This is a genomic window from Streptomyces filipinensis, from assembly GCF_014649495.1.
Classification (GTDB): domain Bacteria; phylum Actinomycetota; class Actinomycetes; order Streptomycetales; family Streptomycetaceae; genus Streptomyces; species Streptomyces filipinensis.
This window is the reverse complement of record NZ_BMTD01000001.1, coordinates 35,009-55,207: the sequence shown is the minus strand read 5'-3', so window position 1 is coordinate 55,207 and position 20,199 is coordinate 35,009. Positions and strand designations below refer to the sequence as shown.

Sequence of the window (20,199 nt, the reverse complement as noted above, 5' to 3'; positions counted from 1 at the left end):
CAGCCGCAATCGGTACGCATACCTCCCTGATCACGAGCCGGTCACGATGAGCCGCCGGACGGCGCAGGCGCTCTTGCCGCGCTTGTGCAGCCCGGCGTACACCGGAGCGCACGGACACAGTTCTGACGTTCAACGGAGAACGACGAACGGGGAAGTGATGCGCAGCAAGAGCAGCACCATCCGGACCCACAGGACCGTCACCGCACTCGCCGCGCTGCTCGCGGGAGCCCTCGCGCTCAGCGCCTGCTCCAGCAGTGACAAGGACAGGAAGGGCAGCGGGGAGAAGACCGGCGGGGCCACCGGCTCCACCGTCAGCCTGCCGAAGCTGAACGGCGCCAGTCTGGAGATCGCCGCCGTCTGGACCGGTCAGGAGCAGAAGAACTTCAAGCAGGTCCTGGCGGAGTTCGAGAAGCGCACCGGCGCGAAGGTCACCTTCGTGCCCGCCCAGGACCCGATCATCAACTTCCTCGGCTCGAAGATCGCCGGTGGCCAGCCGCCGGACGTGGCGCTGCTGCCGCAGCCCGGCGCCATCAGGCAGGCCGTACAGCGGGGGTGGGCCAAGCCGCTCGGGCCCGAGGCCCTGAAGGAGCTGCGGAAGAACTACTCGCAGGGCTGGCAGGACATCGGCAAGGTCGACGGCAAGCAGTACGGCGTCTACTACAAGGCCGCCAACAAGTCGCTGATCTGGTACAACGCCAAGGTCTTCGAGGGCGCGGGCGCCAAGGAGCCGAAGACCTGGAAGGACCTGCTGGGCACGGCGCGGGCGGTGTACGACTCCGGTGTCACGCCGTTCTCGGTGGCCGGCGCGGACGGCTGGCCGCTGACGGACTGGTTCGAGAACGTCTATCTGTCCCAGGCGGGCCCGGAGAAGTACGACCAGCTCGCGCAGCACAAGATCAAGTGGACGGATCCCTCGGTCAAGCAGGCGCTGACGACGCTGGCGCAGCTCTGGGGCAAGAAGGAATACCTCGCGGGCGGCCAGGACGGCGCGCTGCAGACGGAGTTCCCGGCCTCGGTCACCCAGACCTTCACCGGCGGTGACCAGCCGAAGTCCGCGATGGTCTACGAGGGTGACTTCGTCCAGGTCAACATCGGGGAGACCAAGGCGAAGGTGGGCACGGACGCGAAGGTGTTCCCGTTCCCGGCGGTCGGCTCCACCGCGCCGGTGGTCTCCGGTGGTGACGCGGCGGTGATCCTGAAGGACTCCAAGGCGGCGCAGGCCCTGGCCACCTTCCTCGCCTCCCCGGACGCGGCGACCATCCAGGCGAAGCTCGGCGGCTATCTCTCGCCGAACAGGAACGTGGCCGTCACGGCGTACCCGAACGCGGTGCAGCAGAAGATCGCCAAGGCGCTGATCGCGTCCGGCGACGACTTCCGTTTCGACATGTCCGACCAGGCCCCGCAGGCCTTCGGCGGTACCCCGGGCAAGGGTGAGTGGAAGGACCTGCAGGACTTCCTGAAGAACCCGGCGGACTTGGCGGGCGCCCAGGCGAAGCTGGAGAAGGACGCGGCGGCCGCGTACGGAAGCGGGAGCTGATCCGGCGATGGCGTCGGCGGCAACGGCGGCGGGGGCCCCACCGGGCCCCGCCGCACCCCGCGGTCGCAAGAGCGTGACCGGCACCCGCAGGACGGTGGCAGCGTTGTTCCTGCTGCCTGCCCTGGTGCTGCTCGGCGCGCTCGTGGTCTACCCGATCGGGTACTCGGTCATCCGCAGCTTCTACGGCGCCTCCGGCGACGGTTTCGCCGGCGTCGACAACTACCGGACGCTCTTCACCGACGACGGCATCCGCACCGCCCTGAAGAACAACGTCATCTGGGTGGTGTTCGCGCCCACGGTCTCCACCGCGCTCGGTCTGGTCTTCGCGGTGCTGACCGAACGGGTGCGTTGGGGGACGGCCTTCAAGCTGGTCGTCTTCATGCCGATGGCGATCTCGATGCTGGCGGCCGGGATCATCTTCCGGCTGGTGTACGACCAGGATCCGCACAAGGGCGTCGCGAACGCGGTGTGGGTGGGCGTGCACGACACCTTCGCGCAGTCGTCCGCGTTCCCCAGGGCCCACCCGGGGCGCGAGTCGCCGCTCGTCGCACAGAACGGCGGCTTCGTCACCCGGGCCACCGTCCGACCCGGGCAGCCGGTGGCCCTGCCCCTCGTGGGCGTCGCCCCCGACCAGATGCCGGACGGCGCGAGGAAGGCCGTGGCCGCGAGGCCGGAGCCGGGGAAGATCACCGGTACCACCTGGCAGGACTTCACGCGCGGCAAGGGCGTGGGGCGGCTCGGCGCACCCGACCCGTCGGAGCTGGGGTACGCGGGGATGCGGATCGAGGCGGTGAAGGACGGCACCGTGGTCGCCTCCACGACAGCGGCCGGCGACGGCACCTTCACGCTGCCCGCGTCCGCCGCCGGCGCCCACCTCAGGCTCCCCGCGAGCAACTTCCGGGAGCCGTACAACGGTGTCGAGTGGCTCGGCCCGGCCCTGGTCACCCCGGCGGTCATCGGGGCGTACGTGTGGATGTGGGCGGGCTTCGCGATGGTGCTGATCGCGGCCGGGCTCGCGGGCGTGCCCCGGGAACTGCTGGAGGCGGCGCGGGTGGACGGCGCCACCGAGTGGCAGGTGTTCCGCAAGGTCACCGTGCCGCTGCTGGCGCCGGTCCTCGCGGTGGTCACCGTCACGCTGATGATCAACGTGCTGAAGGTGTTCGACCTCGTCTACATCATCGCGCCGGGTTCCTCCCAGGACGACGCCGACGTGCTCGCCCTGGAGCTGTACCGCAAGGGCTTCGCGGAGAACCAGCCCGGCGTCGCGAGCGCGATCGCGGTGCTGCTGCTGGTGCTCGTGATTCCGGTGATGGCGTTCAACATCCGTCGGCTGAGGCGGGAGGGGCGGCGATGACCTGGCTGCTGGAGAAGATCAACGGTGGTCTGGTCCGCGTCTTCCTGATCCTGGTGGGCCTGTTCTGGCTGGTGCCGACGATCGGGCTGCTCGCCTCCTCCCTGCGTTCACCGGAGGACATGAGTGCGAGCGGCTGGTGGAAGGTCTTCACCAAGCCGTCCCAGTTGACGTTCGACAGCTACCGGAAGCTCCTTGAGAACGGGGACATCACCCACTCCCTGTGGAACACCGTGCTGATCACCGTCCCGGCGACCGTCCTGGTCGTCGTGATCGGCTCCCTCGCGGGCTACGCGTTCGCGTGGATGGAGTTCCCCGGCCGGGACTGGTGGTTCCTGGGTGTGGTGAGTCTGCTGGTGGTGCCGGTGCAGGTGGCGCTGATCCCGATCGCCGAACTGTTCGGCAGGATAGGACTGTTCGGGTCGACCCTCGGGGTGATCCTGTTCCACACCGGCTTCGGGCTGCCGTTCGCGGTGTTCCTGCTGCGGAACTTCTTCGCGGAGATCCCGCGCGAGCTGCTGGAGGCGGCCCGGCTGGACGGCGCCGGTGAACTGAGGCTGTTCGCACGGGTGGTGATGCCGCTCGGCGGGCCGGCGATCGCGAGCCTCGGCATCTTCCAGTTCCTGTGGGTGTGGAACGACATGCTGGTCGCTCTGGTGTTCACCAAGTCGGGCACCCAGCCGATCACGGTCGCACTGCAGACGCAGGTACGGCAGTTCGGGAACAACATCGACGTGCTGGCGCCGGGCGCGTTCATCTCCATGGTGATCCCGCTGGCGGTGTTCTTCGCGTTCCAGCGGCAGTTCGTGTCCGGGGTGATGGCGGGCGCGGTCAAGTAGTAACAAAAGCGACACTTTTCGGGGGGCGGGCCTTAAGCGGCCCGCTCCTCGACGTTCACCTCATGTCCCCCACATGCCGTACGAACCGTAACCAATTCACTCCATCGGCCGTTTCCGGTCAGAACCCCGCGCCGACCGACGACCCTTGGATGTCCCTTGCCCAGGTTCAGTGTCATTGTCCCCGCGTACAAGGTCCAGGCGTATCTCTCCGAGTGCCTGGACTCGGTGCTCTCGCAGTCGTATCCCGATCTGGAACTGATCGCCGTGGACGACTGTTCACCGGACGCCTGCGGGGCGATCATCGACGAGTACGCGGCCCGTGACACGCGCGTACGGCCCGTGCACCTGGCCGCGAACCAGGGGCTCGGGCGGGCCCGGAACGCGGGGATGGCCGAGGCGAGCGGCGACTACCTGGTCTTCCTGGACAGCGACGACACGCTCACCCCGGACGCGCTGCGCGCGATCGCCGACCGGCTCAAGGAGTCCGGCGAGCCCGACGTCCTGGTGTACGACTACGCGCGCACGTACTGGGACGGCCGGACGGTCCGCAACCAGCTCGCCGCCCCGCTCACCGAGCAGGGCCCCGCGCCGTTCCGGCTGGAGGACCGGCCGGGGCTGCTGAGGGTGCTGATGGTGGCCTGGAACAAGGCCTACCGGCGGGAGTTCGTCGAGGAGAACGGCTTCGGGTTCCCGCCGGGCTACTACGAGGACACCCCCTGGACCTTCCCGGTGCTGATGACGGCGGAGTCGATCGCCACGCTCGACCGGGTGTGCGTGCACTACCGGCAGCGCCGGCAGGGCAGCATCCTCGGCACCACCAGCCGCAGCCACTTCGACCTGTTCGAGCAGTACGACCGGGTGTTCGGCTATGTCGAGGAGCATCCCGAACTGGCGCGGTGGCGCCCGGAGTTGTTCCGCCGCATGATCGACCACTACGCGACGGTGTTCACCAAGCGGGGCCGGCTGCCGCGCGGCAGCCACGGGGAGTTCCTGTGCCGGGCCCGCGCCCACTACCGCCGCTACCGCGTCCCCGGCACCCGGATGCGGCGGCGGAACATCCTGGTCCGCTTCGGCCTGCACCGCACGTTCCGCGCCCTGCAGCTGGCCTCGGTCGTGCGCCGGCGCACACTGAAGGCGGCGGTGAAGCTGGCCCGCGCCCTGCGCACCGGCGCGCTGCGGCTGCACTACCGGATCCAGCTGCGGCTGCCCGTCCGCTCCGACCGGGCGGTGTTCGCCTCCGGTGCGGGCCGCGGCCACGGCGGCGACCCGGGCGCCCTGGAGGAGGCGTTCCGCGCGCACGCCCCGCACGTCCGCACCGCGTGGATCGCCCGGCCCGAGCACCAGCACACGCTCCCGCCGGGCCCGCGCCGGCTGCGGCCCGGCACGGCCGCCTACTGGACGGCGCTGGCCCGCTCCAGGTTCCTGGTCACCGACGACGACCTGGACCGGGGGCTGCGCAAGCGGCCGGGGCAGCTGGTGATCCAGACCCGGCAGGGCACACCGCTCAAGCACATGGGCCTGGACCTCCAGGAGCGCCCGGCGGCCGCCCGCGGCACCGACTTCGCCGGCCTGCTGCGCGGGGTCGACCAGTGGGACCTCGTCCTGTCCGGCAACCGGCACTCGACGCTCGTCTGGGAGCGGGTCCTGCCGGGCCGGTACGACACGCTGGAGTACGGGTCGCCGCGCAACGACGTCTTCCAGCGGGCGACCTCCGCGGACGTGGCCCGGCTGCGCGAGTCCCTGGGCATCCCCGAGGGCGCGGTCGCGATCCTGTACGCACCGACCTTCCGCGATCATCTGCGCACCCAGCGCCCGCTGCTGGACCTGGAGCGGATCGCGCGCCGCCTCGGCCCGCGCTTCGTGATCCTGGCCCGCCCGCACCCCACCCGCGGCGGCCCGCTCGGCACGGGCACCCGGATCATCGACGTCGCCGGCCACCCGAGCGTGCAGTCGCTCTGTCTGGCCTCCGACGCGCTGCTCACCGACTACTCGTCGATCATGTTCGACTACGCGGGCCTGGACCGGCCGATCGTCGTGCACACCGAGGACTGGGAGGCGTACGCGGCGGCCCGCGGCACCTACTTCGACCTGCGCGCCTTCCCACCGGGCGCGGTCGCGCGCAGCGAGGACGAGCTGATCGACATCTTCGCGACCGGTCACTGGCGCGGCTCGCGGTCGGCCCAGCTGCGGGCGGCGTTCCGGGAGCGGTTCTGCCCGTACGACGACGGACGCGCCGCCGAGCGGATCGTCAGGCATGTGGTGCGGGGCGAGACGGACCTGCCGCCGGTGGTCCCGCTCGCGGAGCGCGAGCCGGTGCCGTCGGCCTGCACACACTCCCCGCTGGCCACCGTGCCGCAACCTTCCGGTCCCCTCCCCGTCACCGAGGGGCGCTGAACACCGTTGGTCCCCACGGGAGTTCCCCTGCCCCTCGGCTCGACACGGCCCACCCCGAGCCGGCCGTTCACCTGGCGTCCGGCGGGGCGGCCCGGTCGCGTGGCACGCCTCGCCCGCAGGACGCGCGTCCGTAAGACAAAAGAAAGAGCAGAATGCCCCGCTTCAGCATCATCGTCCCCTCCCATGGGGTCGCCGCCCGGCTGTCCCAGGCGCTGGACTCGGTTCTCGGCCAGTCCTTCGGCGATCTGCAGCTGATCCCGGTCTGCGACGCCCCCGACTCCCCGGCCGCCGCGGTGGCCGACGGACACGCACAGCGGGACTCCCGGGTGACCCCGGTCGAATCGCCGCCGTCCGCCGGTCTGAGCGGGGCGCGCAACGCCGGGATGCGGGCGGCGACCGGCACGTATGTGCTGTTCCTCGACGGCGACGACCTGCTGCTGCCGGGCGCGCTCGCGGCGCTGGACGCCCGGTTGACCAAGACCGCCGACGTGGACGTGCTCTACGTCGAGCACGAGCGCGTCCCCTGGTGGGAGGGGGAGCCGACCAACCCGGCCGCGCCGCTGCTCGCGGGGGCCCCGGAGGGCGCCTTCGCCCCGGACGACCTGCCGGAGCTGACCGGCGTGCAGCTCCCGGCGTGGAGCGCGGTCTACCGCCGCGCCTTCCTCACCGAGCACCGGCTCGCCTTCCCCGACAGCCACTTCACCGACCTCGGCTGGGGCGGGCTGACCACGCTCGCCGCCGGACGGATCGCGGTGCTGCGCCGGGTCGTCGTACGGCACCGGCTGCGCCGGCAGGGCAGCCGGCTCAATCTGCCGGGGCCGCACCAGCACGCCCTGCTCGACCAGGTGGACCTCGTGCTGACCCGGGCAGCCGAGGCCGCGCTGCCCGCCGAGCGGATCCGGCCGCTGTTCGAGCAGCTGTTCTCCCAGGTGCTGAAGACCGCGTCCCGGCCGGAGCGGCTGCCGGCCGGGCACCGGGCGTTCTTCCGTCGCGCGGCCCGTCTCTACCGGCGTCACCGGCCGACCGGCTTCCGGCCGCCGGGCGGCAGCCTGGGCGTGCAGCACCGGCTGCTGGCGACGGGCGCGTACACCGCGTTCCGCGGTCTGCGCGGCGCCAACCAGGTGACGTCCGGGGCCGCCGAGCGGCTGCCGCGCCCGCGCATGCTGCGCACCCGGCTGCGCTACGCCCGCGACCTGCACCGCCCGCTCGACCCGAACCTGGCCGTGTACTGCGCCTACTGGGGCCGGGGTTACGCCTGCAACCCGGCCGCGATCCACGCCAAGGCCCGCGAACTCGCCCCGCACCTGCGCGCGGTGTTCCTGGTCGAGTCCGGCCAGGAGCACGCCCTGCCGAAGGACGTGGACTACGCGGTGATCGGTTCGCGCCGCTACTGGGAGGTGCTGGCCCGCGCGACGTACCTGGTCAACAACGCCAACTTCGCCGAGGGGGTCGTCAAGCGGCCCGGCAGTGTGCACCTGCAGACCCAGCACGGCACCCCGCTGAAGACCATGGGCGTGGACCAGTCGTCGTACCCGGTGGTGGCCGCCCGGACGGGCAGCTTCACCCGGCTGCTGGGCCGGGTGGACCGCTGGGACTTCAACCTCTCCTCCAACCGCCACTCGACCCAGATGTGGGAGCGTGCCTTCCCCGGCTCGTACGAGCATCTGGAGTACGGCTATCCGCGCAACGACGTGTACTACACCGCGACCGCCGAGGACGTGGCGCGGATCAGGCGGCGGCTGGGGGTCCCCGAGGGCAAGACCGCCGTGCTGTACGCGCCGACCCACCGCGACCACCACACCGGTTTCGAGCCCGGGCTGGACCTGGAGGCGTTCTGCGCGGCGGCCGGCGAGGACGTCGTCGTCCTGCTGCGCGCCCACTACTTCTACGACCGGGGCCGCTCCGAGGGCTCGGACCGGATCAGCCGCGTCATCGACGTATCCGCGCACCGCTCCTCGGAGGATGTGTGCCTGGCGGCGGACGCGCTGGTCACCGACTACTCGTCGATCATGTTCGACTACGCCAACCTGGACCGGCCGATCGTCGTGTACGCCGACGACTGGGAGGTCTACCGGGAGACGCGGGGCGTCTACTTCGACCTGATGACCGAGCCGCCCGGCCCGGTCGCGCGCACCCCGCAGGAGCTGGCCGCCGTCTTCCGCGACGGCTCGTACGCGGGCGAGGAGGCGAGGGCCCTGCGGGCCGCGTTCCGGGAGCGGTTCTGCGACTTCGACGACGGGCGGGCCGCCGAACGGGTCGTACGGCGGGTGCTGCTCGGTGAGCCGCCGGAGGCGCTCCCGCCGGTGATCCCGCTCGCGGAGCGCGTTCCCGCCCCCGCCGCCGCGACCCTCGTGAGGAGCTGACCCGCCGTGCCCCGCTTCAGTCTGATCGTGCCCTGTTTCAAGGTGCAGGGCTTTCTGCGCGAGTGCCTGGACTCGGTACTGCTGCAGTCCTTCAACGACTTCGAGCTGATCGCCGTGGACGACCGTTCCCCGGACGGCTGCGGCGCCATCCTCGACGAGTACGCCGCGCGTGACCCGCGGGTGAGGGTGCTGCACCTGCCGGAGAACGTGGGCCTCGGGCGGGCCCGCAACGCGGGGATGCCGCACGCCACCGGCGACTACCTGTTCTTCCTGGACAGCGACGACACCCTCACCCCGGGCGCGCTGCGGGCCATCACCGACCGGCTGGCCGAGGCCGGGGACCCGGACGTGCTGGTCTTCGACTACGCGCGTACCTACTGGTGGGGCGGCACCCGGCGCAACGCCCTCGCCCACCTCCTCGGCGAGGCCGGCCCGGACCCGTTCACCGCCGAGGAGTTCCCGCAGATCCTGGATCTGCTGATGGTGGTGTGGAACAAGGTGTACCGGCGGGAGTTCGTGGAGTCGGAGGGCTTCGCGTTCCCGCCCGGCTACTACGAGGACACCCCCTGGACCTTCCCGGCCATGCTCAGCGCCCGCCGGATCGCCACGCTGGACCGGGTCTGCCTGAACTACCGGCAGCGCCGGCAGGGCAACATCCTGTCCACGACCAGCCGCAAGCACTTCGACATCCACGACCAGTACGAGCGGGTCTTCGCGTTCGTCGGGCAGCGGCCGGAGCTGGCGCGCTGGCGGCCGTATCTGCACCGCAAGATGGGCGAGCACTGCCTGGACATCCTGGCCAAGCCGGACCGGCTGCCGCCCGCGGACAAGGCCGAGTTCTTCCGGCGTACGGCGCGGATGTTCCGCGCGCACAAGCCGGAGGGCGCCCTGGTCGACGGCGAGCTCCGCATGCTGGAGGGCTCCTGGACGGCGTACCGGGTCAGGCGGCAGGTGGCGCGGGCCGGGCGGGAGACGGCTCGGCGGGCGGCCCTGGTCCGCGGCTCGGCCGCCGCGCGGGCCCGCTCCGGCTGGGCGTTTGTGCACACGCACCGCCCGCTGGACCCGCGTCTGGTGGTCTACTCGGCGTCCTCGCACCGGGGGATGCTCGGCGACCCGGCCGCCGTGTACGCCAAGGCCCGCGAGATCGCCCCGCAGCTGCGCGGGGTGTGGGTGGTCCGGGACGCGGAGACCGCCGCGCAGCTGCCGCCCGGCGTGGAGCACGTGCTCGTCGGCTCCCGGCGCTATCTGGAGGTCACCGCGCGGGCGGGGTTCTTCGTCAACGACGTCAACTGGCCCGGCACCCTGGCCAAGCGGCCCGGCAGCGTGCACATCCACACCCACCAGGGCACCCCGCTGAAGTACATGGGCGCCGATCTGCGCGACAAGCCGGGCGCCCGGCTCGGCTTCGACGTGCCGCAGATGCTGCGCCGGGCCGACCGCTGGGACTACAGCCTGGTCGCCAACCGCCACTCCGAGCTGATGTGGGAGCGCGCCTACCCCTGCCACTTCACCTCGCTGCGCACCGGCAGCCCGCGCAACGACGTGCTGGTGAACGGCGGCCCGAGCGGCTTCCGCGCACGGCACGGCATCCCCGCGCACCACACGGTGGTGCTGTACGCGCCGACCCGCCGGGACTACCGGCGCGGCGGGCACGTGGACCGGATCGACCTGGCCCGGTTCGCGGCCGACCTGGGCGAGGGGCGCACCCTCGTGGTGCGGCTGCATCCGTCGCTGGCCAACGGTCCCGCGCGCGGGACGGGCCTCGCGGAGCTGGCCCGGCGCGGGGTGGTGGTCGACGCGACCGAGGAGCCGCGCGTGGAGGACGTCCTGCTCGCGGCGGACGTGCTGGTCACCGACTATTCGGCCGTGATGTTCGACTACGCCAACCTGGACCGGCCGATCGTGGTGCACGCCGACGACTGGCCCGCGTACACGGCGAGCCGGGGTACGTACGTCGACGTCACCGCCGAGCCGCCGGGCCATGTCTCGCGCTCTTACCGGGAGCTGGCCTGGCTGTTCGCCTCGGGGGCCTGGCGGGACGAGGAGTCGGCGCGGCTGCGGGCGGACTTCCGGGCCCGGTTCTGCGAGTTCGACGACGGTCTGGCCGCCGAGCGCGTCGTACGGACGCTGCTGCTGGGCGAGCCGATGACCGGCGCGGGCACGGTGCGGATCCCCGGCCAGGCGACCGGCCGGGACACGCTGACCTCGGCGTAGCAGCGCGTGACGAGGGTGCCGGCCCCCCGTCCGGCACCCTCGTCACGGCTGTCCCGCGGGCTTACTCGATGACGAGGTCGACGTCGATGTTGCCGCGGGTGGCGTTGGAGTACGGGCAGACCTGGTGGGCGGTCTCGACCAGCTTGCGGCCGGTCGCCTCGTCCACGGTGTCGGGCAGCTCGATGCGCAGCGTCACCTTCAGCCCGAAGCCCTCGCCCTGCTTGCCGATGCCGACCTCGGCGGTCACCGCCGCCTGGCTGACGTCCACCTTCGCCTGCCGGCCGACGAGACCGAGGGCGCTGCCGAAGCAGGCGGCGTAACCGGCGGCGAAGAGCTGCTCGGGGTTGGTGCCCTGGCCGTTGCCGCCCAGCTCCACCGGCGGGGCCAGCTGGAGGTCGATCTTGCCGTCGGAGGAGACGGCGCGACCGTCACGGCCGTGGGTGGCGGTGGCGACAGCGGTGTAGAGCGCGTCCATGAAGACCATCCCTTAACGAAATCGGGTTCCGGCGGCCCCTGTCCTGACCGCCTGACGACCACAAGTAGAGCACACAATTAAGTTGTGCACAACTAAATTGGTCGCAAGAGCTACCCTGGAGCCATGACCGACACGGAGTGGCTGCGCCTGGACCGCCAGATCTGCTTTTCGCTGCACGCGGCGTCCCGCGCCTTCAACGGCGTCTACCGGGTGATCCTCAAGGACCTCGGGCTGACCTACCCGCAGTACCTCGTGATGCTCGTCCTGTGGGAGCAGGGCGACCTGCCCGTCAAGGCGCTCGGCGAACATCTGCGGCTCGACTCCGGCACGCTGTCCCCGCTGGTCAAGCGGCTGGAGGGGATCGGCCTGGTGCGCCGGGAGCGCAGCGCGCAGGACGAACGCTCGGTGCGGGTGCGGCTGACCGAGGAGGGCGTGGCACTGCGCGAGCGGGCCCTGGAGGTGCCGCGCCGGATCATGGGCGCGACCGGCTTCGACCTGACGGAGATCGCCGAGCTGCGCGAACGCCTCGACCGGCTCACCACCGCACTGGACGCGGCAGCACTGGCGGAAGGGCGCTAGGCGCGCCGGCCGGCCCGGCCAGGTCCTTCCGGACGTACAGCCGTACGGACGTCCTCCCCCGAAGGACGTCCTCCCGCTCGGTGAAGTCCCTGCGCAACACGGCGAGTTTGGTGCGCTCGACGGGGTTGCGGGGGCTCCAGCGCCCGGCCAGCAGGTCCTGGTCGGCCACGATCCACACCCGGTCCAGCCGGGCCAGCCTGCGCCGCACCTCACGGACTCCGGCCTCCCGCCCGTACAGGGTCCCCGACTCGGCCGCACCCCGCACCAGCGCCACATCCCGCGTTCCCCGGAACGCCCCCGGATAGGCAAGGGCCACGTTGCGGACGCTGACCGGCAGGAACACCACCGGGTCGCCGGGCCGCACCTCCCGCGCCACCACCCGGGAAACGGCCCCCAGATCGTCGGGCCGGGTACCGGGATCGCGATCCGCGCGCAGGAGCGGGAACTGGAGGAGAAAGAGGAGAAAGGCGAGACAGACCCCTAAGGCACCGCCTGGGGCGGCGAGCGGGGACCTCGGCGTGGAAGGCCCTTCCGGCAGCACAGGGCGCCCCGGGCGCCGGCTGCGGGCGTGCAGCCGGCCCACCGCCCCGGCCACCCGCTCGGCCCCGGCGGCGACCAGCAACGGCACCCCGCCCAAGGCGTACAGCACGTACCGGTCGACGTACAGCGGCGAGAGCTGGGACGCCAGCATCAACACCGTCGGCGGTACCACGGTCAACGGCAACGCCACCCCCGGAAGAGTGACGTCCCCCCGCCGCCCCACCAGCCCCGCCACCCCGGCCAGGGCGAGCCCCAGACACACCCAGTACACCGAGTCGGCAGGCCCGAGAAACCCCCGCAGCAGCCCCTGGACCGAAGCCGCCGTGGGCCTGCGCAGCCATGCCACCTGCGCCGCCTGCCCCCGGGACACCACCACCATAGGCAGCAGCGCGAGCAGGATCCCGCCCGCCGCACACCCCCAGCCCCGCCACACCCGCACCCCCGCCCGGGCCAGCGCCAGCGACCCCGCGTGGGCGCACAGCAGCAGCACCGCGAACTCGTGCAGCCAGCAGGTGAGGCCGAGGACGGCCCCGTACGCCCACCAGGAGCCCCCCTGCACCGCCCGCACGAGCAGCAGCGTCGCGCCCGTGGCCCCGGCGGCCACAAGGGCGTAGGAGCGGCCCTCCTGGGAGTAGTGGCCGGCCATCGGCGCGACGGCGTAGAGCAGCCCCGCCCACAGTCCGACGCGCGGCCGGGCCAGCCGGGTGCCGAGCGCCGCCACCAGCGCGGCCGTCGCCGCCGCCGCGCACACCGACGGCAGCCGCAGCAGGACCTCGCCGGGGCGCACGGCGAGGACGGCGTGCACGAGCAGGTAGTACAGACCGTGCACGGCGTCGACGTCGTGCAGCAGCCGCCAGATCTGCGGAACGGTACGCCGCCCGACCTGGAAGCTGACGGCCTCGTCCCGCCACATCCCGCCCCGGTCGAGGCCCCAGAGCCCGACCGCGGACATCACCAGCGCGGGCGTGCACACTGCGGCCCGGCGGCGGTGGTGCGCCCGGTCGCCCTTCGACGCGCGCCCCGTCCCACCGGCCGCTGCGACGGCTGTCGCTGCAGCCGCCTTGCGCGACTGCGGTTCCACAGGAAGCCCGACGTTCACCATGGCCCGATCTTTTGTGATTAGCCAACCTTTTAGCGGTCATGACGGCGTATCGGCATGGATACACCATCCATGCGACTTAGGCTCCCATGTCGATGAACCGTCTCCGTGTCACCCCCGGCCCGGTCCTCGCCGTCCCCGCTCTCTGGCTCACCACGCGCGCGCTGATGCTGTGGCTGCTCGTCCACGACAGCGGCCCGCTGCTCGGCGGGGGTTCGGTGGCACGTGAGGTGTGGCGGCTGTACTTCCGCTGGTACGGCGTGCTGGCGCACGGTTCCTTCCCGGCGCACGACACCCTGTGGCAGTACCCGCCGGGCGCGGGCGGGGTGCTGATGGCGCCGAGCCTGTTGCCCTGGTTGACGTACTTTCAGGCGTTCGTGGTGCTCACGCTGGCCGGGGACGCGCTGGTCACGGTGGCACTGGTCCGCGCGGGCACGCGGGCCGGGCGCAGCCTGCTCGGCGCGGCCCTGTGGACGGGCGGGCTGCCGCTGCTGCTGCACATCCCGCTCGCCCGCTACGACGTCCAGGTCACCGCCCTGGCCGTGCTCTCCCTGCTGGCGCTGGACCGATCCCCCCGCGCGGGCGGGGTGTTGGGGGCACTGGGCGCGCTGGTGAAGGTGTGGCCGGCGCTGGTGCTGCTCGGCACGCCCCGGGGGCGGGTGACGCGCGGGGCGTGGGGGTGGGCGGCCGCCGCCGGCACCCTCGTACTCGGCGTTCTCGCCGTGTTGTTCGACCACCCCCTGTCCTTTCTGCGGCAGCAGGGCGGGCGCGGGGTGCAGATCGAGTCGCTCGGCGGCACGGTGCTGAACCTGGCGCGGCAGGCCGGCTGGCCGGGCCGGACGCGCTACCGGTACGGCGCCGTCGAACTGGTCGGCCCGCATGTGCAGGCCGTCGCCGTCGCCTCGCTGGCGCTGACGGCGGCCGCCTTCGCCCTGCTGGTGCTGTGGCGGGTGCGGGCACGGCACTGGAACGAGGCCACGCCGTACGACGCGGCACTGAGCGCGGTGCTCCTGTTCACGGTCACCAGCCGGGTGATCAGCCCGCAGTACATGATCTGGCTGCTCGGTCTGGCCGCCGTGTGCCTGACCTCCCGGCACACCAGCCAGCGGCCGGTCGCGGCGCTGGTCCTGACGGCGACCGCGCTGAGCACCGTGGTGTTCCCGATGTACTACCGTGAGGTGATCGACGGCACGTGGACCGGCTGTTTGCTGATGCTGACCCGCAACGGGGTCCTGGCGTCCGCCGCCGTGCTGTCCTTCGTCCGGTTGTGGCGGGCTGCGGGAGCGGATGGAAAGAACCTGCGAACGACGGAACCCCGGCCCGATTCCCACCGTCTTCCGGACCGGGTGCTAAGCATCTCTTAACGGAGTATTACTGAGCATTTCTACACTCCCGGCCCGTGGACCCGATGCGACCTGAACCGCCTGACACACCAGACCGGCCCGATCCGCCCGACCGGCCGCACGCCGCCGACCCCGCGCCCGCACCGCGGGTCGGTGTGGTCGTCATCGGCTACAACGACCGCGCCCATGTCGGCGACGCCGTGCGTTCGGCGCTCGCCCAGGGGCCGGCGGTGGCCGAGGTCGTCGCCGTGGACGACTGCTCCACCGACGGCAGCGCCGAACTGCTCGACCGGCTGGCCGCCGGCGAGCCCCGGCTGCGGGTGGTGCGCCGGCCCGAGAACAGCGGCGGCTGCGGCAGCCCGCGCAACACCGGGATCGACGCCGTGACCACGCCCTACGTGATGTTCCTGGACAGCGACGACGTGCTGCCGCCCGGTGCGGTGGACGCGCTGCTGACGGCGGCCACCGAGGCGCACGCCGAGGTCGCGAGTGGACTGTGCGTGCGCCGGGAGCTGCCCTCAGGGCGTGAGCAACCCTGGCAGGCGCCCCTCTACACGGAGCCCACGACCCTCGCGCGCCCCTCCCAGCGGCCGCGTCTGGTCCACGACACGCTGTGCGTCAACAAGCTGTACCGCACCGACTTCCTGCGCGAGCACGGCATCCGCTTCCCGGAGGGCCGCTTCCTCTACGAGGACATCGTCTTCACCGCACGCGTGCTCGCCGCCGGTCCCCGCATCGCGCTCGTACCGGACCGCGTGTACGTGTGGCATGTGCGCCGCAACGCCGAGCGGCTGTCGCTCTCGCTGGACCGGGAGCACATCGACAACTGGCAGGCACGCGTGGAGGCGTGCGCGCTGGCGTACGACGTCCTGCTGAGCGCCGGGCAGAAGGAGCTGGCGCGGGCGGTGCGAGCCAAGTTCCTCGACCACGACGTGCGCATGTACGCGCGCGAACTGGGGTTGCGTGACGCGCCCTACCAGCGCGCGTGGTGGGCGCACACCCGGGAGTACCTCACGCGCTACGACACCCCCGACTGGGAGCTGAACCCGACGGCTCCCGGCCGCCTCATCGCGCGGGTCGTGCTGGAGTCGCCCGAGCCGCGCGACCTGCCCCGGCTGCGCGAGCTGGCCGCACGCCCGGCACGCCTGCTGCCGCCCTACGCCCGCACACCCGACGGTGCCCCCGTCTGGTCCGCCGGCCTTCCCCAGGTCAGCCTCGCGCCGTTCCTGACCCGCCCGGTCGCCGTCCTCCCGCTCGCCCTCGACGCGGAACTGCGTCCACGCGCGCGTGCCTCGCTGCTGCGCCTGCGGCTGCACGAGCTGTACGGCAGAGTGGGCGAGGCGGGCCCGCACGAGGTGGACGTGGAGTGGGCCGCGCGCGACGACGAGCGGACGCGCGGGCGCACGACGGTTGCGCTCGCGCCCTCCGGGACGGACAGCTGGTCGGCGGAGCTGCCCGTCGACCTTTCCGGGCTCGGGGCGGGCACCTGGGACCTGCGGGTGACCGTGCGCTTCGCGGACGGCACGCAGCGGGAGGCCACGGCGCACGCCCTGGCGGGAGCCGGCCGGCTGCGCCGGCGTGCCGTCCCGAGCATCCGGCACGGCGTGCTTCTGGTGCAGCCCTACGCCACGCACTCCGGCGCACTGGCCGTGCGGGTGGCGACCGGCGTGCGCGGGGTCGTGCGGGTGGCACGCGGCCGGCTCCGCCGCCTGGTGCGCTGAGCCGCCCGGTGCGTCACCGGCGCGCCCGCTGCTTGACTGAGAGACACCCACTGGACGAGAGACGCCCCCGGCCGCACCGAGCGGCCGGACGGGCCGACTGACGAGGGGACGGCCGCAATGACCTGGCTGATCACCGGCGGTGCCGGATACATCGGGGCACACGTCGTACGGGCGATGGCCCAGGCGGGCGAGCGCACGGTCGTCTACGACGACCTTTCCTCGGGCGTCGCCGAGCGCGTACCGGCGGAGGTCCCCCTGGTGCGGGGATCCGTCCTGGACGCGGACCTGGTGGCCCGCACGCTCGCCGAACACGAGATCAGCGGGGTCGTGCATCTGGCGGCGAAGAAGCAGGTGGGCGAGTCGGTGGAGCGCCCGCTGCACTACTACCGGGAGAACGTCGAGGGTCTGCGCGTCCTCCTGGAGGCGGTGACGGCGGCCGAGATCCCGTCCTTCCTCTTCTCCTCCTCGGCCGCCGTCTACGGGATGCCGGACGTCGACCTGGTGACGGAGGAGACGCCGTGCCGGCCGCTGTCCCCGTACGGCGAGACCAAGCTGGCCGGCGAGTGGCTGGTGCGCGCGACGGGCCGGACGTCCGGCATGTCGACGGCGTCCCTGCGCTACTTCAACGTGGCGGGCGCGGCCGGTCCCGAACTCGCCGACACCGGCGTGTTCAACCTGATCCCGATGGTCTTCGAGAAGCTCACCGAGGGCGCGCCGCCGCGCATCTTCGGCGACGACTACCCGACCCCGGACGGGACCTGCGTGCGCGACTACATCCACGTGGTCGACCTGGCCGAGGCCCATGTCACCGTCGCCCGCGCCCTGGCCTCCTCGCCCGGCACCGACCTGACCCTCAACATCGGCCGCGGCGAGGGGGTGTCGGTCCGCGAGATGATCGACCGCATCAACGCGGTCACCGGCTACGACCGCGCGCCGACCGTCACCCCGCGCCGTCCCGGCGACCCCGCGCGCGTCGTCGCCGCCGCCACCCGCATCGCCACCGAGCTGGGCTGGCAGGCCAAGTACGACGTCCAGGACATGATCACCTCGGCCTGGGAGGGCTGGGTACGGCACCACCCTGCGGCGGCGCGGTCCTAGTCGCGCCCGGCTGCGGCGGCGGGCGTCTCACAACGCCTTGAGCGCCCCCGCCGTGGCCCGGGCCAGCTTCTCCAGGTAGCCCTTCGGCGGCTTGGGCGAGCGGATGACCACCGCGCGCCAGTACAGCGGCCCGGAGATCAGATCGAGCGCGAGGTCGGGATCGACCCCCGTCCGCACCTCCCCCCGCTGCTCCGCCGCGGCCACGATCTTGCTGGCCACACCCTCCTGGCCGTCCCGCAGGGCCTTCTGGAAGGCGTCGGCGATGTCGGGGTTGCGGGCCGCCTCCGCCTGGAGGTCGGGGATGATCTGCGAGGCCACGGGGTGGCGCAGGGCACGGGAGGTGACCTCGTACAGCAGACGCAGGTCGCCCTCCAGGCAGCCCGTGTCCGGCACCGGCAGGCCCAGCACCGCCATCGCCGACACCACGTCCAGCACCAGGTGCAGTTTCGAACGCCAGCGCCGGTACACCGCCGTCTTGCCGACACCCGCCCGCCGCGCGATGCCCTCGATGGACATGCGCGCGTATCCGACGGCCGCCAGTTCCTCAAAGACCGCCGCGCGGATGGCCTCGGTCACATCCTCCCGGAGTACGGCGGCCCCGGCGGGGGTCCGGCGGCGCGGACGCGTCGGGGGCTCGTCGGCGTTGGTGGTCATGACCCACAGCATAGGCCGTTACGACGAAACGGTTGCGTTCCGACGTCGATTGGTTCTACGCTCACGTTGCGACGATACGGTCCCGTTCCGACGTAAGAGAACGTGAAGAGAAGCGTAAGGAAACACGCGAAGCGAAGGAAGTCGTCGGACGGACCTGTACGACGCGACCCGGCTGCCGGCCGGACGCGCCACCCCCTCCCCCCGAGCGAAAGCAGCGGATGTGAGCCAGGTCCTCGACACACCGCCCCCCACCCAGGCCTCGGCCGACGACGATCTCGCGGCGCTGGCCGCCCGGCACGGCCTGTCGGTCAGCGGCGCCCGCCCCTCCCTGCCGGAGTACGTCCGCCAGCTGTGGGCCCGGCGTCACTTCATCACCGCCTTCGCCACCGCCAAGCTCACCGCGCAGTACAGCCAGGCGAAGCTCGGCCAGATCTGGCAGGTCATGAACCCGCTGCTGAACGCGGCGGTCTACTACTTCATCTTCGGCGTGCTGCTCGGCACCAGCCGCGGCGTGCCGGACTACATCCCGTTCCTGGTGACGGGCGTGTTCATCTGGACCTTCACCCAGAGCTCGATCATGGCCGGCACCCGCGCGATCTCCGGCAACCTCGGCCTGGTCCGCGCCCTGCACTTCCCGCGCGCCGCCCTGCCGATCTCCTTCTGCCTCCAGCAGCTCCAGCAGCTGCTGTTCTCGATGACCGCGCTGGTCGTGATCATCCTGTCCTTCGGCATCCCGGTCACCCCGCGCTGGCTGCTCGCCCTCCCCGCGCTGGTCCTGCAGTCCGTCTTCAACGCGGGCGTGTCGATGATCATGGCGAGGTGGGGCGCCAAGACCCCGGACATCGCCCAGCTGATGCCGTTCGTGCTGCGCACCTGGATGTACGTGTCCGGCGTGATGTGGAGCATCAGCAAGCTCACCAAGAAGGACCACCTGCCGCACATCGTCACGGTGCTGCTGGAGACCAACCCGGCCGCGGTCTACATCGACCTCATGCGGTACGCGCTGATCCACAGCTTCCACGGCAAGCAGCTGCCCCCGCACGTCTGGGCGGCGGCCACGGGCTGGGCCCTGCTCGCCGGCATCGGCGGCTTCATCTACTTCTGGAAGGCTGAGGAGACGTACGGCCGTGGCTGAGCAGACCGAAGCAAAGATCCCCACCGTCATCGCCGACGGCGTCGACATCGTCTACCGGGTCAACGGCACGGGCGCCGGCCGTGGCACCGCCACCGCCGCCCTCAACCGCATCATGCGCCGCAAGCAGGCCGAGAAGGCGGCGGGCGTCCGCCGGGTGCACGCGTTGAAGAAGGTGTCGTTCGTCGCCTACAAGGGCGAGGCGATCGGCCTCATCGGCACCAACGGCTCCGGCAAGTCGACGCTCCTGAAGGCGGTCGCCGGGCTGCTCCCCGTGGAGAACGGCCACATCTACACCCACGGCCAGCCCTCCCTGCTCGGCGTCAACGCCGCGCTGATGAACGACCTCACCGGCGAGCGCAACGTCCACCTCGGCGGGCTCGCCATGGGCATGTCCCGGGAGCAGATCAAGGAGCGCTACGACGACATCGTCGAGTTCTCCGGGATCAACGAGAAGGGTGACTTCATCACCCTGCCGATGCGCACGTACTCCTCCGGCATGGCCGCCCGGCTGCGGTTCTCCATCGCCGCCGCCAAGGACCACGACGTCCTGCTCATCGACGAGGCCCTGGCCACCGGCGACCGCAAGTTCCAGGTGCGCTCCGAGGAGCGGATCCGAGAGCTGCGCGAGCACGCGGGCACGGTCTTCCTGGTCAGCCACAACAACAAGTCGATCCGCGACACCTGCGAGCGGGTCCTGTGGCTGGAGCGCGGCGAGCTGCGCATGGACGGGCCGACGGAGGACGTCATGAAGGAGTACGAGGCCTTCACCGGCGACAAGAGCGACAAGAAAGCCGCCCCCAAGAAAGCGGCGTAAAAGTAACCGGAAGAGAAACCCGGGGTCGCGGAACCCCCTCTTC

Annotated in this window: 15 protein-coding genes; 12 read left to right on the top strand and 3 right to left on the bottom strand. The window is 71.9% G+C overall.

What is annotated here, in order from left to right; genetic code table 11:
• Window positions 1-157: 157 nt before the first annotated feature.
• The 6 genes from IE244_RS00195 (at window position 158) to IE244_RS00170 (ending at window position 10,698) form a co-directional block, all read left to right on the top strand.
• On the top strand, window positions 158-1,537 hold the full coding sequence (locus IE244_RS00195; protein ID WP_191870579.1) for an ABC transporter substrate-binding protein: 1,380 nt from the start codon (window positions 158-160) through the stop codon (window positions 1,535-1,537).
• A gap of 7 nt (window positions 1,538-1,544) precedes the next feature.
• Complete coding sequence (locus IE244_RS00190; protein ID WP_191870578.1) at window positions 1,545-2,891, top strand: carbohydrate ABC transporter permease; 1,347 nt, start codon at window positions 1,545-1,547, stop codon at window positions 2,889-2,891.
• Window positions 2,888-3,727, top strand: coding sequence for a carbohydrate ABC transporter permease (locus IE244_RS00185; RefSeq protein WP_191870577.1), 840 nt, complete (start codon window positions 2,888-2,890; stop codon window positions 3,725-3,727). The genes IE244_RS00190 and IE244_RS00185 overlap by 4 nt, the downstream gene beginning before the upstream one ends.
• A 156-nt stretch (window positions 3,728-3,883) precedes the next feature.
• Entirely contained in the window at window positions 3,884-6,121 is a 2,238-nt protein-coding gene (locus IE244_RS00180) for a bifunctional glycosyltransferase/CDP-glycerol:glycerophosphate glycerophosphotransferase (protein ID WP_191870576.1), read from the top strand.
• A 152-nt stretch (window positions 6,122-6,273) separates the two neighbouring features.
• The gene (locus tag IE244_RS00175) at window positions 6,274-8,484 is read left to right on the top strand and encodes a bifunctional glycosyltransferase/CDP-glycerol:glycerophosphate glycerophosphotransferase (RefSeq protein WP_191870575.1); all 2,211 of its coding nucleotides are present in this window, start codon (window positions 6,274-6,276) and stop codon (window positions 8,482-8,484) included.
• Window positions 8,485-8,490: 6 nt separating this feature from the next.
• Window positions 8,491-10,698 carry a bifunctional glycosyltransferase/CDP-glycerol:glycerophosphate glycerophosphotransferase gene (locus IE244_RS00170; protein WP_191870574.1) on the top strand — a complete coding sequence of 736 codons (2,208 nt, stop codon included), beginning with the start codon at window positions 8,491-8,493 and terminating at the stop codon, window positions 10,696-10,698.
• Window positions 10,699-10,759: 61 nt separating this feature from the next.
• On the opposite strand, the gene IE244_RS00165 is transcribed toward IE244_RS00170, so the two are convergent.
• A complete protein-coding gene (locus IE244_RS00165; protein ID WP_031159360.1) occupies window positions 10,760-11,173 on the bottom strand; it encodes an organic hydroperoxide resistance protein in 414 nt (137 codons plus the stop codon).
• 123 nt (window positions 11,174-11,296) lie between these two features.
• Here IE244_RS00165 and IE244_RS00160 point away from each other — a divergent pair, with 123 nt between their 5' ends.
• Window positions 11,297-11,752, top strand: a complete 456-nt coding sequence (locus IE244_RS00160) for a MarR family winged helix-turn-helix transcriptional regulator (protein WP_191870573.1) — start codon at window positions 11,297-11,299, stop codon at window positions 11,750-11,752.
• On the opposite strand, the gene IE244_RS00155 is transcribed toward IE244_RS00160, so the two are convergent.
• The gene (locus IE244_RS00155; protein WP_308436248.1) at window positions 11,709-13,394 is read right to left on the bottom strand and encodes a glycosyltransferase family 39 protein; all 1,686 of its coding nucleotides are present in this window, start codon (window positions 13,392-13,394) and stop codon (window positions 11,709-11,711) included. The two genes, IE244_RS00160 and IE244_RS00155, sit on opposite strands and share 44 nt — an antisense overlap.
• A gap of 92 nt (window positions 13,395-13,486) precedes the next feature.
• On the opposite strand from IE244_RS00155, the gene IE244_RS00150 reads away from it, so the two are divergent.
• The 3 genes from IE244_RS00150 to galE all read left to right on the top strand — a co-directional run bounded on the left by IE244_RS00150 (window position 13,487) and on the right by galE (window position 17,553).
• Window positions 13,487-14,755 carry a glycosyltransferase 87 family protein gene (locus IE244_RS00150; RefSeq protein ID WP_191870572.1) on the top strand — a complete coding sequence of 423 codons (1,269 nt, stop codon included), beginning with the start codon at window positions 13,487-13,489 and terminating at the stop codon, window positions 14,753-14,755.
• Between the two features lie 44 nt (window positions 14,756-14,799).
• Complete coding sequence (locus IE244_RS00145) at window positions 14,800-16,455, top strand: glycosyltransferase family 2 protein (protein ID WP_191871359.1); 1,656 nt, start codon at window positions 14,800-14,802, stop codon at window positions 16,453-16,455.
• A gap of 117 nt (window positions 16,456-16,572) precedes the next feature.
• Complete coding sequence (galE, locus tag IE244_RS00140; RefSeq protein WP_191870571.1) at window positions 16,573-17,553, top strand: UDP-glucose 4-epimerase GalE; 981 nt, start codon at window positions 16,573-16,575, stop codon at window positions 17,551-17,553.
• Between the two features lie 27 nt (window positions 17,554-17,580).
• On the opposite strand, the gene IE244_RS00135 is transcribed toward galE, so the two are convergent.
• Window positions 17,581-18,207 carry a TetR/AcrR family transcriptional regulator gene (locus tag IE244_RS00135; RefSeq protein ID WP_191870570.1) on the bottom strand — a complete coding sequence of 209 codons (627 nt, stop codon included), beginning with the start codon at window positions 18,205-18,207 and terminating at the stop codon, window positions 17,581-17,583.
• A 220-nt stretch (window positions 18,208-18,427) separates the two neighbouring features.
• Here IE244_RS00135 and IE244_RS00130 point away from each other — a divergent pair, with 220 nt between their 5' ends.
• Both IE244_RS00130 and IE244_RS00125 read left to right on the top strand, forming a co-directional pair.
• Window positions 18,428-19,342 (top strand): ABC transporter permease, encoded by a 915-nt coding sequence (locus IE244_RS00130; RefSeq protein WP_191870569.1) that lies wholly within the window; start codon window positions 18,428-18,430, stop codon window positions 19,340-19,342.
• A complete protein-coding gene (locus IE244_RS00125) occupies window positions 19,335-20,156 on the top strand; it encodes an ABC transporter ATP-binding protein (protein WP_191870568.1) in 822 nt (273 codons plus the stop codon). Before IE244_RS00130 ends, IE244_RS00125 begins: the two co-directional genes overlap by 8 nt.
• Window positions 20,157-20,199: the final 43 nt, after the last annotated feature.

Excerpts from the sequence above, each read along its gene's own strand:
- IE244_RS00195 (WP_191870579.1), top strand. The coding sequence starts at position 158 with ATGCGCAGCAAGAGCAGCACCATCCGGACCCACAGGACCGTCACCGCA.
- IE244_RS00190 (WP_191870578.1), top strand. The coding sequence starts at position 1,545 with ATGGCGTCGGCGGCAACGGCGGCGGGGGCCCCACCGGGCCCCGCCGCA.
- IE244_RS00185 (WP_191870577.1), top strand. The coding sequence starts at position 2,888 with ATGACCTGGCTGCTGGAGAAGATCAACGGTGGTCTGGTCCGCGTCTTC.
- IE244_RS00175 (WP_191870575.1), top strand. The coding sequence starts at position 6,274 with ATGCCCCGCTTCAGCATCATCGTCCCCTCCCATGGGGTCGCCGCCCGG.
- IE244_RS00165 (WP_031159360.1), bottom strand. The coding sequence starts at position 11,173 with ATGGACGCGCTCTACACCGCTGTCGCCACCGCCACCCACGGCCGTGAC.
- IE244_RS00160 (WP_191870573.1), top strand. The coding sequence starts at position 11,297 with ATGACCGACACGGAGTGGCTGCGCCTGGACCGCCAGATCTGCTTTTCG.
- IE244_RS00155 (WP_308436248.1), bottom strand. The coding sequence starts at position 13,394 with ATGGTGAACGTCGGGCTTCCTGTGGAACCGCAGTCGCGCAAGGCGGCT.
- IE244_RS00150 (WP_191870572.1), top strand. The coding sequence starts at position 13,487 with ATGAACCGTCTCCGTGTCACCCCCGGCCCGGTCCTCGCCGTCCCCGCT.
- IE244_RS00145 (WP_191871359.1), top strand. The coding sequence starts at position 14,800 with ATGCGACCTGAACCGCCTGACACACCAGACCGGCCCGATCCGCCCGAC.
- galE (WP_191870571.1), top strand. The coding sequence starts at position 16,573 with ATGACCTGGCTGATCACCGGCGGTGCCGGATACATCGGGGCACACGTC.
- IE244_RS00135 (WP_191870570.1), bottom strand. The coding sequence starts at position 18,207 with ATGACCACCAACGCCGACGAGCCCCCGACGCGTCCGCGCCGCCGGACC.